The sequence below is a fragment of the Bacillus sp. es.036 genome (assembly GCF_002563635.1).
Lineage (GTDB): Bacteria > Bacillota > Bacilli > Bacillales > Guptibacillaceae > Guptibacillus.
Map to the genome: position 1 here is coordinate 44905 of NZ_PDIZ01000003.1, position 16722 is coordinate 61626.

The 16722-nt window shown below is 44.6% G+C and carries 15 protein-coding genes, 3 tRNA genes and 3 rRNA genes; 19 read left to right on the forward strand and 2 right to left on the reverse strand.

The features are described from left to right. The first annotated feature begins 126 nt into the window (after positions 1 to 126). The 11 genes from ATG70_RS18905 to ATG70_RS18955 all read left to right on the forward strand — a co-directional run bounded on the left by ATG70_RS18905 (position 127) and on the right by ATG70_RS18955 (position 8594). On the forward strand, positions 127 to 1071 hold the full coding sequence (locus ATG70_RS18905) for a DNA-directed RNA polymerase subunit alpha (protein ID WP_098445994.1): 945 nt from the start codon (positions 127 to 129) through the stop codon (positions 1069 to 1071). Between the two features lie 46 nt (positions 1072 to 1117). Continuing rightward, positions 1118 to 1480: a 50S ribosomal protein L17 gene (rplQ, locus tag ATG70_RS18910; protein WP_098445995.1), complete on the forward strand. Its 363-nt coding sequence runs from the start codon at positions 1118 to 1120 to the stop codon at positions 1478 to 1480. Between the two features lie 300 nt (positions 1481 to 1780). Then, on the forward strand, positions 1781 to 2620 hold the full coding sequence (locus ATG70_RS18915; protein WP_098445996.1) for an energy-coupling factor ABC transporter ATP-binding protein: 840 nt from the start codon (positions 1781 to 1783) through the stop codon (positions 2618 to 2620). Continuing rightward, a complete protein-coding gene (locus ATG70_RS18920; protein WP_098445997.1) occupies positions 2596 to 3468 on the forward strand; it encodes an energy-coupling factor ABC transporter ATP-binding protein in 873 nt (290 codons plus the stop codon). The genes ATG70_RS18915 and ATG70_RS18920 overlap by 25 nt, the downstream gene beginning before the upstream one ends. Further along, positions 3468 to 4262 carry an energy-coupling factor transporter transmembrane component T family protein gene (locus ATG70_RS18925; protein WP_098445998.1) on the forward strand — a complete coding sequence of 265 codons (795 nt, stop codon included), beginning with the start codon at positions 3468 to 3470 and terminating at the stop codon, positions 4260 to 4262. The genes ATG70_RS18920 and ATG70_RS18925 overlap by 1 nt, the downstream gene beginning before the upstream one ends. A 13-nt stretch (positions 4263 to 4275) precedes the next feature. After that, a complete protein-coding gene (truA, locus tag ATG70_RS18930) occupies positions 4276 to 5016 on the forward strand; it encodes a tRNA pseudouridine(38-40) synthase TruA (RefSeq protein WP_142329617.1) in 741 nt (246 codons plus the stop codon). 171 nt (positions 5017 to 5187) lie between these two features. Continuing rightward, the gene (gene rplM, locus ATG70_RS18935; RefSeq protein WP_048313355.1) at positions 5188 to 5625 is read left to right on the forward strand and encodes a 50S ribosomal protein L13; all 438 of its coding nucleotides are present in this window, start codon (positions 5188 to 5190) and stop codon (positions 5623 to 5625) included. Positions 5626 to 5644: 19 nt separating this feature from the next. Continuing rightward, entirely contained in the window at positions 5645 to 6037 is a 393-nt protein-coding gene (gene rpsI / locus ATG70_RS18940; RefSeq protein WP_098446000.1) for a 30S ribosomal protein S9, read from the forward strand. A gap of 170 nt (positions 6038 to 6207) precedes the next feature. Further along, positions 6208 to 6645, forward strand: coding sequence for a DUF2521 family protein (locus ATG70_RS18945; RefSeq protein WP_179886345.1), 438 nt, complete (start codon positions 6208 to 6210; stop codon positions 6643 to 6645). Positions 6646 to 6726: 81 nt separating this feature from the next. Further along, complete coding sequence (gene cwlD, locus ATG70_RS18950; RefSeq protein WP_098446002.1) at positions 6727 to 7440, forward strand: N-acetylmuramoyl-L-alanine amidase CwlD; 714 nt, start codon at positions 6727 to 6729, stop codon at positions 7438 to 7440. 119 nt (positions 7441 to 7559) lie between these two features. Then, on the forward strand, positions 7560 to 8594 hold the full coding sequence (locus ATG70_RS18955) for a P-loop NTPase (RefSeq protein ID WP_098446003.1): 1035 nt from the start codon (positions 7560 to 7562) through the stop codon (positions 8592 to 8594). A 44-nt stretch (positions 8595 to 8638) separates the two neighbouring features. On the opposite strand, the gene gerD is transcribed toward ATG70_RS18955, so the two are convergent. Beyond that, positions 8639 to 9268: a spore germination lipoprotein GerD gene (gerD, locus tag ATG70_RS18960; RefSeq protein WP_098446004.1), complete on the reverse strand. Its 630-nt coding sequence runs from the start codon at positions 9266 to 9268 to the stop codon at positions 8639 to 8641. Between the two features lie 149 nt (positions 9269 to 9417). Here gerD and ATG70_RS18965 point away from each other — a divergent pair, with 149 nt between their 5' ends. Further along, positions 9418 to 10020, forward strand: a complete 603-nt coding sequence (locus ATG70_RS18965) for a KinB-signaling pathway activation protein (RefSeq protein WP_098446005.1) — start codon at positions 9418 to 9420, stop codon at positions 10018 to 10020. Positions 10021 to 10050: 30 nt separating this feature from the next. On the opposite strand, the gene pdaB is transcribed toward ATG70_RS18965, so the two are convergent. Continuing rightward, positions 10051 to 10809 carry a polysaccharide deacetylase family sporulation protein PdaB gene (gene pdaB, locus ATG70_RS18970; RefSeq protein WP_098446006.1) on the reverse strand — a complete coding sequence of 253 codons (759 nt, stop codon included), beginning with the start codon at positions 10807 to 10809 and terminating at the stop codon, positions 10051 to 10053. A 120-nt stretch (positions 10810 to 10929) separates the two neighbouring features. Between pdaB and ATG70_RS18975 the strand changes: the two genes are divergently transcribed. From ATG70_RS18975 to ATG70_RS19005, 7 genes are all read left to right on the forward strand, one after another. Then, positions 10930 to 11154: a hypothetical protein gene (locus ATG70_RS18975; protein WP_098446007.1), complete on the forward strand. Its 225-nt coding sequence runs from the start codon at positions 10930 to 10932 to the stop codon at positions 11152 to 11154. Between the two features lie 246 nt (positions 11155 to 11400). Further along, a 16S ribosomal RNA gene (locus ATG70_RS18980) occupies positions 11401 to 12953 on the forward strand. 302 nt (positions 12954 to 13255) lie between these two features. Continuing rightward, positions 13256 to 16185 (forward strand): 23S ribosomal RNA (locus tag ATG70_RS18985). A 169-nt stretch (positions 16186 to 16354) separates the two neighbouring features. Continuing rightward, positions 16355 to 16471, forward strand: a 5S ribosomal RNA gene (rrf, locus tag ATG70_RS18990). Together the 16S, 23S and 5S rRNA genes with 3 tRNA genes alongside form the textbook arrangement of a ribosomal RNA operon. A 10-nt stretch (positions 16472 to 16481) precedes the next feature. Then, positions 16482 to 16556, forward strand: a tRNA-Asn gene (locus ATG70_RS18995). A gap of 4 nt (positions 16557 to 16560) precedes the next feature. Continuing rightward, positions 16561 to 16636: transfer RNA gene (locus ATG70_RS19000), tRNA-Thr, on the forward strand. 6 nt (positions 16637 to 16642) lie between these two features. After that, a tRNA-Glu gene (locus ATG70_RS19005) sits at positions 16643 to 16717 on the forward strand. Positions 16718 to 16722 lie beyond the last annotated feature (5 nt).

A 16722-nucleotide genomic window follows, 5' to 3' on the forward strand; every position in this document is an offset into this window, starting at 1 on the left:
AATGTATAAATTGTTGACGGTTGACGAATCATAATTAGGTTGTTGGTATTTTGACCGCCTAAGGGGATTATTCGGTTAGACAGCATGTCTAACCGAAGTTCGACGTTTTGAAGGAGGGTTTGTTGGATGATCGAAATCGAAAAGCCAAAAATTGAAGCGGTAGCTATCAACGAGGATGCTAAATACGGAAAGTTTGTTGTAGAACCATTAGAGCGTGGTTATGGAACTACCCTGGGTAATTCCCTTCGTCGTATCCTGTTATCTTCACTACCTGGTGCTGCTGTTACATCTGTACAAATTGAAGGAGTACTCCACGAGTTCTCTACGATTGAAGGCGTACATGAAGATGTAACAACTGTCATTCTTAATCTTAAGAAATTGGCTATGAAAGTTTACTCTGAAGAAGAGAAAACATTAGTAGTTGATGTGCAAGGCCCAGGTACGGTAACAGCTGGAGATATTACTCATGACAGCGACGTGGAGATCTTAAACCCTGACCTTCATATTGCTACCCTTTCTGCAAATGCACGTTTCCAAATGCGAGTTACTGCAATTCGCGGAAGAGGCTATGTACAAGCGGAAGGAAACAAAAATGATGAACAGCCAATCGGTGTGATTCCGGTTGACTCGATCTTCACTCCTGTTTCTCGTGTTAACTACCAGGTTGAAAACACTCGCGTTGGCCAGGTAACTAATTATGACAAACTAACCCTTGATGTTTGGACAGATGGAAGCATTCGTCCTGAAGAAGCTGTTTCGCTAGGTGCAAAGATTTTAAATGAGCATTTAAACATCTTTGTGGGCTTAACAGATCAGGCACAAAATGCTGAAATCATGGTCGAAAAAGAAGAGGATCAAAAAGAGAAAGTGCTTGAGATGACTATCGAAGAGCTCGATCTCTCAGTTCGTTCATATAACTGCCTGAAGCGTGCTGGCATTAATACTGTTCAAGAACTAACTCAGAAGTCTGAAGAAGACATGATGAAAGTTCGTAACCTTGGACGTAAATCACTTGAAGAGGTACAAGAGAAGCTTGAAGAGCTTGGACTTGGACTTCGTAACGAAGAATAGATATTTAAGTTGTTGATTTTATAAACAACAAAGGAGGGAATACTTCATGGCATACCAAAAGTTAGGTCGTACGAGTGATACGCGTAAAGCGCTATTCCGTGACCTTGTTACAGATTTGATCATCAATGAACGTATTGAAACGACAGAATCGAAGGCGAAAGAGCTTCGTTCTTTCATCGACAAAATGATTACGCTTGGTAAACGCGGGGATCTTCACGCACGTCGTCAAGCAGCTTCTTTCATCCGTAACGAAGTAGCGGATCAAGAAAGCGGTCAAGATGCAGTTCAAAAGCTATTCAGCGATATCGCTCCTCGTTATGCAGAGCGTCAAGGCGGTTACTCTCGTATCCGTAAACTTGGACCACGCCGCGGTGACGGTGCTGAAATGGTTATCATCGAGCTAGTATAAGACGCACTTGATTAAAAGGGCGGGACAGGATCTCGACATTGGATACTGATTCTATGCCCTTTTTTCGTGCGTTTTTTTGTTTAAACGCACATCTTCAAGTGGTTGCATGCTGCTAGCCATTAAAGAAAGCCTGGCAGATGCCGGGCTTTTTTTATAGGATTAAGCATTTCTAGAGGCGTTGCCACGATCGATATGCTGATAGGAAAAAGTGGCGGTTTTGCTGCCCGCCTTTTTTTCGCACCAGTATCATGTATCTGAGGCGATGACCGCTTGAATTTAGCAGAGGTAGGAGGAACGAGTATGGAAGAACTTATCACCGTTCAAGGTGTATCCTTTCGATATCACGAAGATCAACCCCACGTGTTGCGTAACGTGTCTCTCTCCGTTTATAAGGGTGAATGGTTAGCCATTGTAGGACACAATGGGTCAGGGAAGTCTACACTTGCCAAACTTTTAAATGGTTTGCAACTTCCTGAGCAAGGTGATGTTCTCGTTGAAGGGTACAATAGCCGAGATGAGGAAAGCATTTGGGAGATTAGAAGAAGAGTAGGGATCGTTTTTCAGAATCCAGATAATCAGTTTGTCGGAACTTCCGTTCGGGATGATGTTGCATTTGGACTTGAGAATAGTGGGATAGCTAGAGAACTAATGTTAGAGCGCATCAGTGAGAGCGTTCAGAAGGTCCGAATGGAAGATTACCTTGACCAGGAGCCACATCGTCTTTCTGGTGGACAAAAACAGCGTGTAGCCATTGCTGGCATTATTGCACTAAGGCCTTCGATTGTTATTTTAGATGAGGCAACATCAATGCTTGATCCAGCTGGACGTAAAGAAGTGTTGCAGACGATGCGTAAGTTGAAAGAAGAAGAAGGCATGACTGTTATCTCAATTACCCATGATCTTGAAGAAGCGGCACAGGCCGATCGCCTTGTAGTAATGAATGCAGGTGAAGTTATTGACGAGGGACTTCCTGTGGAAGTTTTTAAAAAAGGGGACATGCTCGAGCAAATCGGTTTAGATCTACCGTTTCCACTACAGGTGCAGCGAGCACTTAGTGAGAAAGGATACGATTTCTCAAGGCTTACTTTATCTCAGGAGGAACTGGTGAACGAGCTATGGACATTACAATCAAAGAATTAGAGCATTCGTACAGTAAAGGAACACCATTTGAACGAAAAGCTCTTTCAAATATTAATTTATCGATTCCATCAGGCACGTTTCAAACGATTATTGGTCACACTGGTTCGGGAAAGTCGACGTTAATTCAGCATTTAAATGGACTTCTAAAACCAACGCGAGGAAGTATTCAAATTGGTGAGTTTTTCATACAAGCTGGTGTAAAAGAGAAACGGTTAAAAGCACTGAGAAAACATGTAGGGATAGTTTTTCAATATCCAGAGCATCAGCTATTTGAAGAAACCATTGAAAAAGACATTATTTTTGGGCCGCTTAACTTTGGTGTTTCAGAAGAAGAAGCAAAGAAGCGTGCAACAAGACTAATTCATCAAGTGGGACTTGATGAATCTTATCTTAGTCGCTCTCCCTTTGATTTAAGTGGGGGGCAAATGAGACGGGTTGCTATCGCTGGGGTACTAGCCATGAAGCCATCCATTCTTATATTGGATGAGCCAACCGCTGGCCTTGATCCTCGCGGTAGACGTGAAATTATGGATCTTTTTTATCGTCTACATGAAGAAGAGGGATTAACGACGATTCTTGTCACTCATAGCATGGAAGATGCAGCGCGTTTTTCGGATGACATTTTAATTATGGAAAAGGGTGGCATCGCCCTGCAAGGTGGGCCAGAGAAAATTTTTTCAAATCCTGAAGCTTTAAAAAAACTAAGCCTTGATGTCCCAGAAACGGTACAGTTCATTCATCGCCTGGAAGAGCGCTTTACTAAAAATCTTCCTCACAGTGTTTTTACACTTGATGCAGCGGTAGATGCAGCGTTATCGATTTTGCAGAAGGGAGAGGAGGATTCCTAATGCAAAATATCATTATTGGACAATACGTTCCGGGACAATCCTTTATTCATAAACTTGATCCGAGAGCTAAGCTTTTAACTGCGTTTCTTTTTGTCATTATCGTCTTTTTAGCGAACAATTGGATTACCTATGCTTTGCTTGGTGCTTTTACCTTACTGGCGATTTTTGTCTCTCGACTACCTCTTCGCTATATTTATAATGGTCTTAAGCCCATTTTGCTCGTTATCATCCTCACGTTTCTCCTACATGTATTTTTAACGAAGGAAGGGCCCTTGCTGTTTGATTGGGGATTTCTTGAAGTATATGAAGGTGGAGTGAAGCAGGGGGTTTTTATCTCGCTTCGTTTATTGTTTTTAATTATGATTACTTCTCTCTTAACGCTAACTACGACACCAATTGATATTACGGTAGGGATTGAAACGTTGCTTGGCCCAATGAAAAAAGTGGGCTTACCAGTTCATGAATTTGCGCTGATGATGTCGATCGCCCTTAGGTTTATACCTACCCTTCTGGAAGAGACAGAGAAAATCATGAAAGCTCAATCTGCCCGTGGTGCCCAATTCTCAAGCGGTCCGATTAAAGAACGTTTGAAAAGCATCGTGCCACTTCTTGTACCACTCTTTGTTAGTGCGTTTAAACGAGCAGAAGATCTTGCTATGGCGATGGAAGCGAGAGGTTACCGCGGCGGAGAAGGTAGAACGAGCATACGTTTACTAAAATGGTCTGGAAAAGATACTACCCTATTTGTGATTCTTCTCCTGCTCTGTATTAGTTTACTACTGCTAAGAAGTTAGGGGAGAATGTGTGATGCAACGTATAAAAATGACGCTCACTTACGATGGGACGGCTTTTAATGGTTATCAGGTGCAACCAAATGGACGCACAGTGCAGGAGGAACTGCAGCGTGCCTTAAAGCAAATGCACAAAGGTGAAGCTGTCCAGGTTACGGGGTCTGGAAGAACAGACGCACGGGTGCATGCATTTGGTCAGGTGATCCATTTTGATACAACACTATCGATTCCTCTTGAAAATTGGACGAAAGCGTTAAATGCGCAGCTTCCTGATGACGTGAGGGTTTTACATTCAGAAGCTGTATCAAGTGATTTTCATGCTAGATATGACGTTGTTCGAAAAACCTACCAGTATCGGGTGCACAATCGTGCAGCGGTTGACGTTTTTAGAAGAAACTATGCTGTGCATGAGCCACAGACGCTTGATATCATGGAAATGAAGCGTGCAGCTACTTATCTTAGTGGTGAGCATGACTTCACATCTTTTTGTGCCAGTAAGACAGATGTGAAGAATAAAGTAAGGACTATCTATCGAATTGAGATTGAGCAAGTGCAAGATGAACTTGTTTTTACGTTCGAAGGGAGCGGCTTTCTATATAATATGGTCCGCATACTAATGGGCACGTTGTTTGAGGTTGGAAAAGGGCGCCGTTCAGCTGATGACATTCCGATAATCCTAGAAGCAAAGGATCGAAACAAGGCAGGAAAAACGGCTCCTCCACATGGACTCTATTTATGGAAAGTCTCGTATTCTTAAAAAACGAAAGAAAGTTCTCAAACACTTGACATTTGTCTCCCAATATTATAAGATATTCTTTGGTATTTCTACATCCACTTGCCCCGGATTTAGAAATCTGACTGACAACTGACAATGAATATTCTGTGGTAGTTTTTAAAATAAATTGGATTGATTTTAGGAGGGAAACTCATGCGTACAACATTTATGGCTAAAGGCCACGAAGTCGAGCGCAAATGGTACATCGTTGATGCTGAAGGTCAAACACTTGGCCGTCTTGCTAGTGAAGTAGCAGCGATCCTACGCGGTAAAAATAAAGTAACTTTCACACCTCACGTTGACACTGGTGATCATGTGATCATCCTTAACGCTGAGAAAATTGAACTAACTGGTAACAAACTTAATGACAAGATGTATTACCGTCATAGTGGACACCCAGGTGGTTTAAAATCAAGAAATGCTCTAGAAATGCGTACTAACCGTTCAGAGCAAATGCTTGAACTTGCAATCAAAGGTATGCTTCCAAAGAACAGCCTTGGTCGCCAAATGATTAAAAAGCTTCATGTATTCGCTGGTAGCGAGCACAATCACCAGGCACAACAGCCTGAAAAATACGAACTAAGAGGTTAATTAAAAGGAGGGAATCAACTTGGCACAAGTACAATACAACGGCACTGGCCGACGTAAACACTCTGTAGCACGCGTACGTTTACTTCCTGGTAACGGACGTATGGTTATTAACAACCGTGAGATCGACGACTATTTCGATCTTGAAACACTAAAGCTTATCTCTAAGCAACCACTAGTTGAAACTGGCACTGAAGGCACTTACGATATTTTCGTAAATGTTAGCGGTGGTGGATTCACTGGACAAGCAGGCGCGATCCGTCACGGTATCGCTCGTGCACTTCTTCAAGCTGATCCGGAATCACGCGCAACACTTAAGAGCGCTGGCTTCCTAACTCGTGATGCTCGTATGAAAGAACGTAAAAAATACGGTCTTAAAGCAGCACGTCGTGCACCTCAGTTCTCAAAACGTTAATTTGTTTTATTCAAAACCTCTGGCTTCTAGCCAGAGGTTTTTTTATGTTCTGCTTTATACATTGAGATTGGCGACATCCCTAAGACTGAAGGAATTACCAGTTCACATATCGCATACTCCATGACGCTTGAGTGAAACTAAAAACAAAACGAGTCGAGAGGATGGGTGAGATGGACAATGTGATTACCGTATTTAAAGAACGTCAGCGTCATAAGCGCCTTGAATTCGAACGGAGGGTTTTAATCGAAATATCTCTGAAAGAGTTATCTGATAACATTAGAGATATGTTTTCTCCATTTTTCTCTGAGGCTATTCTCTACAAAGGGGATGTCGAAAATGTTTGTATGGATATCGCGATCGAAGCCTATTTACTTGGCGCAGAGTATAGTAAATTTTCGTATTATGGAGAACCGATGTCAGTGGTGCATAAGCGTTGTTTTAAATTGGAGAAAGCGCTTATAGAGGCTCTCTTTGATTATTGGCTTTTTTGGAAAACGTCAGCTGTTTATGAAGAGTCCTTACAAATTACGTGTGATGTATTTGTTTCGAATTGGTGGAAAGCGGGTTGTGAAAAAGGAATGATGAGACGTCGTCTTCGCTTGCAATAATCCATAAAGTTTGAAGACTAATTCTTTCACCTGTCCCATATAGATAATGTAGGACAAAATAAGGGGCGGTGTTGGAAAAGAATGAAGAAGTGGTATAAGCGATTTGGCGTTGCCACTGGTATCATCGTGCTGCTATTTATTATTAATTACAAATTTGCGATTGATTCTTCATGGGATGCCTGGCATCTACCTTTATCAGGTCAGGTTATTGTGATTGATCCAGGTCACGGGGGCGCTGATGGAGGAGCGGTAGGTGATAATGTTGTTGAAAAAGACATTGCACTTAAAATATCTCTAAAGCTAAGGGATTATCTTCAGGAAGCAGGAGCACTTGTTATTATGACAAGAGAGACGGATACCGATTTAGCATCTGAAGGAACGAAAGGGCTAAGCAATCGAAAAGCTGAAGATTTAAGAAAACGTGTTGAACTTATTAACGAAGGAAGTCATCATCTTTTTGTTAGTATTCATTTAAATGCGATTCCATCGTCTCAATGGAGTGGTGCGCAGACTTTTTATAATCCTGTAAATGAAGAAAGCGAGGCATTATCTCGTTTTATTCAAGATGAAATTAAGCGGAATTTAGAAAATACAAATAGACTAGCGAAGAATATGGACAGTGTCTATTTGCTCCGGGAGGCTGAAATTCCAGGATCTCTTGTTGAGGTAGGATTCCTTTCAAATCCCTCGGAGAGAGAACTATTGAATACGGATACCTACCAGAACAAAGTAGCCGCTTCAATTTATCAAGGGATTATTCGCTATGCGACAAACGAGTCAGTGCCAGAAGAATAAGCACTGACTCGTTTTAGTATTTAAAGTCCATGAATTTCACGTGAAGCACCGTAGTCAAAACTCTCTGAATGATATGTTATACTAGCAATGTAATCGAATTCAGAGAAGGTGGTGCCTCCATGTTAACGAAAGATCAGGTCGTTGAATTACTACAAAAGGTGCAAGATCCTATTTTACATAAAAGTATCACGATTCGTGATGTGAAAACGAAGGAAGGCTATGTCAGTGTAAAGGTAGCCCTAGCTCAAACAGAATCGGCTGAGCAAATGAAGGTACAGCAAGAGATTGTGAACACGTTAAAGGATGCTGGAGCGGAATCTGTTGGGTTACGATTTGAACAATTAGCAGACGAAGAACTTCCTGAGGGAACATCAGCTAATCCAGATCTTCCTCCACTGCTTTCCCCGGAAAGTAAAACACAATTTATCGCGGTAGCAAGTGGTAAAGGTGGAGTTGGGAAATCAACGGTTACAGTAAACCTTGCAACGTCACTTGCCCGTCTCGGAAAAAAAGTTGGTATTATTGATGCGGATATTTACGGATTTAGCGTTCCAGATATGATGGGGATTGAAACGAGACCAAAAGTAGAAAATGAAAAAATCTATCCCGTTGAGCGTTTTGGCGTTAAAGTCATGTCGATGGCCTTCTTTGTAGAAGATAATGCTCCTGTTATCTGGCGCGGGCCGATGCTTGGGAAAATGCTAAATAACTTCTTTAGTGAAGTTGATTGGGGAGAATTAGATTACCTTCTACTTGATTTACCACCAGGAACAGGTGATGTGGCGCTGGATGTTCATACGATGCTTCCTGCTTCAAAAGAGATCATTGTAACGACACCGCATGCAACGGCTGCTTTCGTTGCAGCTCGAGCGGGTGCAATGGCGCTTAAGACGAAACATGAAGTCCTTGGCGTCGTGGAAAACATGTCTTATTTTGAAAGTAAAGTCACTGGTGAGAGAGAGTATGTATTTGGTCAGGGTGGCGGAGATAAGTTAGCTTCAGAATTATCTACTGATATTCTTGGCAGACTTCCTCTCGGGCAACCAGACTTCGATGAAGCTGAATTTGCTCCTTCTGTTTACCAAGAAGAACATCCGATTGGCATGCAGTACCTCCAAATTGCTAATGAGATTATCAAAAGAACTGCAGAATAAAAGGAAAGGACGTGCCTTGGGGCATGTCCTTTCCTTTCGTTTGGCTATTCCTGTCCAGAATTTGAGCTTTCTCCATTCTTTGAATCAGAATTACCATTGCCTTCTTCCTTACCACCACCGGAAGATTTCAGTTGCTCTGACGTAATTCCTGTAAGCATCTCCTGAATCTTTGCTTGGAATAATGGGCTTTCAAAAGTTTCGGAAATCAAGTCTTTGATTTGTTGGCGAGACTGGTTGCTTTCAAGGAGTTGTAAATAGTGCTTTTCCATGACTGGATCTTGCAACAGATCCATCATCTTTTCCTGAAAGTCAGGATCATCCATTAGGGATTTGAACAATTCCTTATTCTCTTCCTGAATGTTTTTAGCAAAGTTTTCAACGAAAGTAGGGTCTTTCAACATTTCTTGCCAGTATGCTTTTCCTTCTTCAGTTGTAAGCACCTTTTGTATGGTTTCTTTCACAAATGGTTGTTCCATAACAAGTTGTTTCTTTATTTCTGCATCTGACAGTACTTCTTGAATGGCTTTCTTGCCTTCGTCCGACTTCAGAAGGTCGACAAGCATTTTTTTCGTTTCTTCATAATTGGCTTGAGATCCTTCAGCAGAACCTGTGGCACATCCTGCAATCAGAAGAATAACGAAGCATAGTGTGAGTAGTTTGAAACGCTGATACATATAGATGCGCTCCTTTCTCAAAATCTTATTCTTAATATTAGGCGAAACTGTGAATTTATACCCGGTGAATAAAGGAAGGGTGGCAATTTAAAAGTGGCATTGGTACAATTCAACATAGAAGCACCATTAACGTTCACGGGGGTTTGATTTTGAAAACAAGAAATCTTGTTTATTTATTTTTTACAACCCTTCTGATTGGATCAACAGCTGGTATGCTTACAGGTCTTGTTTTAGACTGGTCACAGTACTGGGCAGATCTAAAAAATGGAGAAATATTATCGTTCCTAATCGTCATACTTTGGTTATTAGGAGTATCGAGCATCTTTAGTTTGATTAGTCAGATGGGGTTTTTTGCGTATTTAACGATTCACCGATTTGGTCTTGGTATTTTCAAATCAGTCAAACTCTGGAATACAATCCAGGTAGTGTTGATTGCAGTAGCTTTATTTGATTTAGTCTATTTCCGCTATGAGGTCTTTGCAGAAGAGGGAGAAAGTGTGATTAGCTACATACTCATTGCGTTATTTCTTTTAGCTGTCGGACTTGTTACGGCATATGTGAAGCAAAAAGAAACGAATAAGCAGGCGTTTATTCCAGCTCTTTTCTTTATTGTCGTTGTTACCATCCTCGAATGGATTCCAGGACTACAAAGCAATGATCCAAAGTGGCTCTGGCTTATTTTGATCCCTCTCTTAGTAAGTAATGTATGGCAATTGCTAACACTTCATCGTTTAATTCAAAAAGACGTATAAACGAAAGCCGCTTTCCAATTGGAAAGCGGCTTATTTTACTTCTTTACTATTGATGTTGGCGTTAGAGACAAGTTCACTCACCGTTGCGAAAGAATAGCCTTTCTTCTTTAAAGCAGCAATCACTTCTGGAAGAGCTTCTGCCGTCTGTTTTGCTGAATCGGATGCATGCATAAGAATAATGTCACCTGGGTCGATCTCTTTCGTTACATTTTTCACAATGTTCTCTACCCCTGGGTTTTTCCAATCTTCAGAATCAAGACTCCAGTGAATAAGGGTATAGTTAAATTTGTTTGAAATCGTGAGAACACGCTTATCAAAGTTTCCGTTAGGTGGTCTTAGCAATTGTGGTTCTTCATCGGTTACTTTTTTTATAGCTTCGCTCGAACGAATGATATCCTTCTTGATCTCCTCATCTTTCATGTTTGTGTAGTTTTCGTACCGATAACCAAGGTTACCAATTTCGTGGCCGTCTTTTGCTATTTGTTCGACTACTTCAGGATGACGCTCCGCCCAAGCACCAGAAATAAAAAAAGAAGCTTTAACATTGTGTTGTTTTAATTCTTCAAGTATCGGGATTGCTTTTGTTTCACCCCAACTAATGTCAAAGGTTAAGGCAAGGCGTTTATCATCGCTCTTTACCTGATCCACGGCGAGCGGAACATCATTATTTGTAAACACAGCGAGGTCTCCACTTTCGACAAAAAGAATAATGGCAGCAAAGAAAGCAGCCGCTACAATAATAAGGCCTTGTTTAATTCTAATTCCATTCCAAATCCAAAAAAACTTCATGATGCACCCCCTTTGTCCCATTCATATGCGAAAAGTTTCTTAACTATGTACAAACTGTTTAGGATACACATAAATCACAAATTACCTGGTCATACTGGTGTGAGGAAGGAGTGGTTTTAGATGATGGGCTTTTTAGTTAGCTTTAAAGAAATGAAAGAAATAGAGTATTTGCTAAAGCGAGAAATGGAAGAGCTACTGTTAGATTTGGATAACAGTCGGATTGATGGTTTAATTAAAAGAGCGATGGAAGAACGTTATCAGCTTCTATTAGGTATCTATAAAAGAACCGCTACACAAGCTGAAATAGCAAAGTACGTGCGCATTTTGAAAAAAAGTTCAAATTAATTTAAATTATCTCTTGTCAAATTGAAAAACTACCTGTATATTTATATAGGTCGCCGCAACAACACGGTTGACACAAAAAAACAATTTCAAAAAGTTGTTGACGCCAACTTAGTTAATGTGTTACATTAATAAAGTCGCTGAAAACGACATTGAAAGAAACGAATTGCTCTTTGAAAACTGAACGAAACGCCATGTAAGTAGTTGTTTCTACGGAAACAAATTGTTTTAAAAGCTAGATTAAGCTTTCTATCGGAGAGTTTGATCCTGGCTCAGGACGAACGCTGGCGGCGTGCCTAATACATGCAAGTCGAGCGAAGAGATGGGAGCTTGCTCCCTGATCTTAGCGGCGGACGGGTGAGTAACACGTGGGCAACCTGCCCTGCAGACTGGGATAACTCCGGGAAACCGGAGCTAATACCGGGTAATACATCGCACCGCATGGTGCAATGTTGAAAGTTGGCTTTCTGAGCTAACACTGCAGGATGGGCCCGCGGCGCATTAGCTAGTTGGTAAGGTAATGGCTTACCAAGGCGACGATGCGTAGCCGACCTGAGAGGGTGATCGGCCACACTGGGACTGAGACACGGCCCAGACTCCTACGGGAGGCAGCAGTAGGGAATCTTCCGCAATGGACGAAAGTCTGACGGAGCAACGCCGCGTGAGTGACGAAGGCCTTCGGGTCGTAAAGCTCTGTTGTTAGGGAAGAACAAGTACCGTTCGAATAGGGCGGTACCTTGACGGTACCTAACCAGAAAGCCACGGCTAACTACGTGCCAGCAGCCGCGGTAATACGTAGGTGGCAAGCGTTGTCCGGAATTATTGGGCGTAAAGCGCGCGCAGGCGGTCTTTTAAGTCTGATGTGAAAGCCCACGGCTCAACCGTGGAGGGTCATTGGAAACTGGAGGACTTGAGTGCAGAAGAGGAGAGTGGAATTCCACGTGTAGCGGTGAAATGCGTAGATATGTGGAGGAACACCAGTGGCGAAGGCGGCTCTCTGGTCTGTAACTGACGCTGAGGCGCGAAAGCGTGGGGAGCAAACAGGATTAGATACCCTGGTAGTCCACGCCGTAAACGATGAGTGCTAGGTGTTGGGGGGTTCCACCCTCAGTGCTGAAGTTAACACATTAAGCACTCCGCCTGGGGAGTACGACCGCAAGGTTGAAACTCAAAGGAATTGACGGGGGCCCGCACAAGCAGTGGAGCATGTGGTTTAATTCGAAGCAACGCGAAGAACCTTACCAGGTCTTGACATCCTCTGACAATCCTGGAGACAGGACGTTCCCCTTCGGGGGACAGAGTGACAGGTGGTGCATGGTTGTCGTCAGCTCGTGTCGTGAGATGTTGGGTTAAGTCCCGCAACGAGCGCAACCCTTGATCTTAGTTGCCAGCATTTAGTTGGGCACTCTAAGGTGACTGCCGGTGACAAACCGGAGGAAGGTGGGGATGACGTCAAATCATCATGCCCCTTATGACCTGGGCTACACACGTGCTACAATGGACGGTACAAAGGGCAGCAACACCGCGAGGTGAAGCAAATCCCATAAAGCCGTTCTCAGTTCGGATTGCAGGCTGCAACTCGCCTGCATGAAGCCGGAATTGCTAGTAATCGCGGATCAGCATGCCGCGGTGAATACGTTCCCGGGCCTTGTACACACCGCCCGTCACACCACGAGAGTTTGTAACACCCGAAGTCGGTGGGGTAACCTTTATGGAGCCAGCCGCCGAAGGTGGGACAAATGATTGGGGTGAAGTCGTAACAAGGTAGCCGTATCGGAAGGTGCGGCTGGATCACCTCCTTTCTATGGAGAATTACGAAGGTAACTTACGTTACCAACCTTACATGAGCGTTTCGTTTAGTTTTGAAAGAATGATTACTTCTTTCAAAACGTGGCTTATATGATGAAACAGATGTGCACCTGCGTCTTCGAGTAACGCTAACGATGTTGGCTTCCTCGGTGCAAGGCAGCATAGAAGTGGATTCAAGTAGTAGCCTTGTTCCTTGAAAACTAGATAGCATAAACAACGACATCCAATAATTATTTTTTATGCAATAACTTAGTAATAACTGATGCGTTATGGCAGTAATGCCTAACAAATCGAAGGTTAAGCTACTAAGGGCGCACGGTGGATGCCTTGGCACTAGAAGCCTAAGAAGGACGGGACGAACACCGATATGCTTCGGGGAGCTGTAAGTACGCTTTGATCCGGAGATTTCCGAATGGGGGAACCCACCATCTTTAATAGGATGGTATCCATTTCTGAATACATAGGGAATGGAAGGCAGACCCGGGGAACTGAAACATCTCATTACCCGGAGGAAGAGAAAGCAAATGCGATTTCCTGAGTAGCGGCGAGCGAAACGGAATCAGCCCAAACCAGAGGGCTTGCCCTCTGGGGTTGTAGGACGTCTCTTTGGAGTTACAAAGGCACGGATAGACGAAGCGACCTGGAAAGGTCCATCACAGAAGGTAACAATCCTGTAGTCAAAATCCGCTGCCCTCCGAGACGGATCCTGAGTACGGCGGGACACGTGAAACCCCGTCGGAATCTGGGAGGACCATCTCCCAAGGCTAAATACTCTCTAGTGACCGATAGTGAACCAGTACCGTGAGGGAAAGGTGAAAAGCACCCCGGAAGGGGAGTGAAAGAGAACCTGAAACCGTGTGCCTACAACTAGTTGGAGCCCGTTAATGGGTGACAGCGTGCCTTTTGTAGAATGAACCGGCGAGTTACGATCCCGTGCAAGGTTAAGCTGATAAGGCGGAGCCGCAGCGAAAGCGAGTCTGAATAGGGCGAAATAGTACGTGGTCGTAGACCCGAAACCAGGTGATCTACCCATGTCCAGGGTGAAGTTCAGGTAACACTGAATGGAGGCCCGAACCCACGCATGTTGAAAAATGCGGGGATGAGGTGTGGGTAGCGGTGAAATGCCAATCGAACCTGGAGATAGCTGGTTCTCTCCGAAATAGCTTTAGGGCTAGCCTCGCGGCAAGAATCTTGGAGGTAGAGCACTGATTGGACTAGGGGTCCTTACCGGATTACCGAATCCAGTCAAACTCCGAATGCCAACGATTTATCCGCGGGAGTCAGACTGCGAGTGATAAGATCCGTAGTCGAGAGGGAAACAGCCCAGACCACCAGCTAAGGTCCCAAAGTATACGTTAAGTGGAAAAGGATGTGGCGTTGCTTAGACAACCAGGATGTTGGCTTAGAAGCAGCCATCATTTAAAGAGTGCGTAATAGCTCACTGGTCGAGTGACGCTGCGCCGAAAATGTACCGGGGCTAAACGTATCACCGAAGCTGTGGATTGTCTTACGACAATGGTAGGAGAGCGTTCTAAGGGCTGTGAAGTCAGACCGAAAGGACTGGTGGAGCGCTTAGAAGTGAGAATGCCGGTATGAGTAGCGAAAGACAAGTGAGAATCTTGTCCGTCGAAAGCCCAAGGTTTCCTGAGGAAGGCTCGTCCGCTCAGGGTTAGTCGGGACCTAAGCCGAGGCCGAAAGGCGTAGGCGATGGATAACAGGTTGATATTCCTGTACCACCTCCTTTCCGTTTGAACGACGGGGGGACGCAGAAAGATAGGGAGAGCGCGCTGCTGGAAATGCGCGTCCAAGCGATTAGGCTGGTGAATAGGTAAATCCGTTCACCGTGAAGGCTGAGTCGTGATGGCGAGGGAAATTTAGTACCGAAGTCCTTGATTCTACGCTGCCAAGAAAAGCCTCTAGTGAGGAAAGAGGTGCCCGTACCGCAAACCGACACAGGTAGGCGAGGAGAGAATCCTAAGACGATCGGGAGAACTCTCGTTAAGGAACTCGGCAAAATGACCCCGTAACTTCGGGAGAAGGGGTGCTTCCTCGGGTTAATAGCCCAGGGGAGCCGCAGTGAAAAGATCCAAGCGACTGTTTAGCAAAAACACAGGTCTCTGCAAAGCCGTAAGGCGAAGTATAGGGGCTGACACCTGCCCGGTGCTGGAAGGTTAAGAGGAGGGGTTATCCCTTACGGGAGAAGCTCTGAATCGAAGCCCCAGTAAACGGCGGCCGTAACTATAACGGTCCTAAGGTAGCGAAATTCCTTGTCGGGTAAGTTCCGACCCGCACGAAAGGTGCAACGACTTGGATACTGTCTCAACGAGAGACCCGGTGAAATTATAGTACCTGTGAAGATGCAGGTTACCCGCGACAGGACGGAAAGACCCCATGGAGCTTTACTGTAGCCTGATATTGGATTTTGGTACAGCTTGTACAGGATAGGTAGGAGCCATAGAAGTCGGACCGCCAGGTTCGATGGAGGCGTCGGTGGGATACTACCCTGGCTGTACTGACATTCTAACCCAGCACCGTGATCCGGTGCGGAGACAGTGTCAGGTGGGCAGTTTGACTGGGGCGGTCGCCTCCTAAAGTGTAACGGAGGCGCCCAAAGGTTCCCTCAGAATGGTTGGAAATCATTCGCAGAGTGTAAAGGCACAAGGGAGCTTGACTGCGAGACCTACAAGTCGAGCAGGGACGAAAGTCGGGCTTAGTGATCCGGTGGTTCCGCATGGAAGGGCCATCGCTCAACGGATAAAAGCTACCCTGGGGATAACAGGCTTATCTCCCCCAAGAGTCCACATCGACGGGGAGGTTTGGCACCTCGATGTCGGCTCATCGCATCCTGGGGCTGAAGTAGGTCCCAAGGGTTGGGCTGTTCGCCCATTAAAGCGGTACGCGAGCTGGGTTCAGAACGTCGTGAGACAGTTCGGTCCCTATCCGTCGCGGGCGCAGGAAATTTGAGAGGAGCTGTCCTTAGTACGAGAGGACCGGGATGGACACACCGCTGGTGTACCAGTTGTTCCGCCAGGAGCATAGCTGGGTAGCTACGTGTGGAAGGGATAAGTGCTGAAAGCATCTAAGCATGAAGCCCCCCTCGAGATGAGATTTCCCACAGCATTAAGCTGGTAAGATCCCTTAGAGATGATGAGGTAGATAGGTTCGGGGTGGAAGCGTGGCAACACGTGGAGCTGACGAATACTAATCGATCGAGGGCTTAACCTAAAACAAAAGTGATGTGAGCATGTCTCACTAAACTTGATATTATTGGAATACGTTGTGCGTGCTATCTAGTTTTCAGGGAATAATATTTTTCTTGATCTTTACAAAGAAATATAGTAAGATATATCTTGTCCTTGGTTAAACACTTTCTAGTGGATCAACCATTGATTAGTCTGGTAATGATGGCGAAGAGGTCACACCCGTTCCCATGCCGAACACGGAAGTTAAGCTCTTCAGCGCCGATGGTAGTTGGGGGATCTCCCCCTGCAAGAGTAGGACTTTGCCAGGCTGACCAATATTCCACAGTAGCTCAGTGGTAGAGCAATCGGCTGTTAACCGATCGGTCGTAGGTTCGAATCCTACCTGTGGAGCCATTATGCTTCCATAGCTCAGCAGGTAGAGCACTTCCATGGTAAGGAAGGGGTCATCGGTTCGAATCCGGTTGGAAGCTCCAGGACATGGCCCGTTGGTCAAGCGGTTAAGACACCGCCCTTTCACGGCGGTAACACGGGTTCGAATCCCGTACGGGTCACCAATATT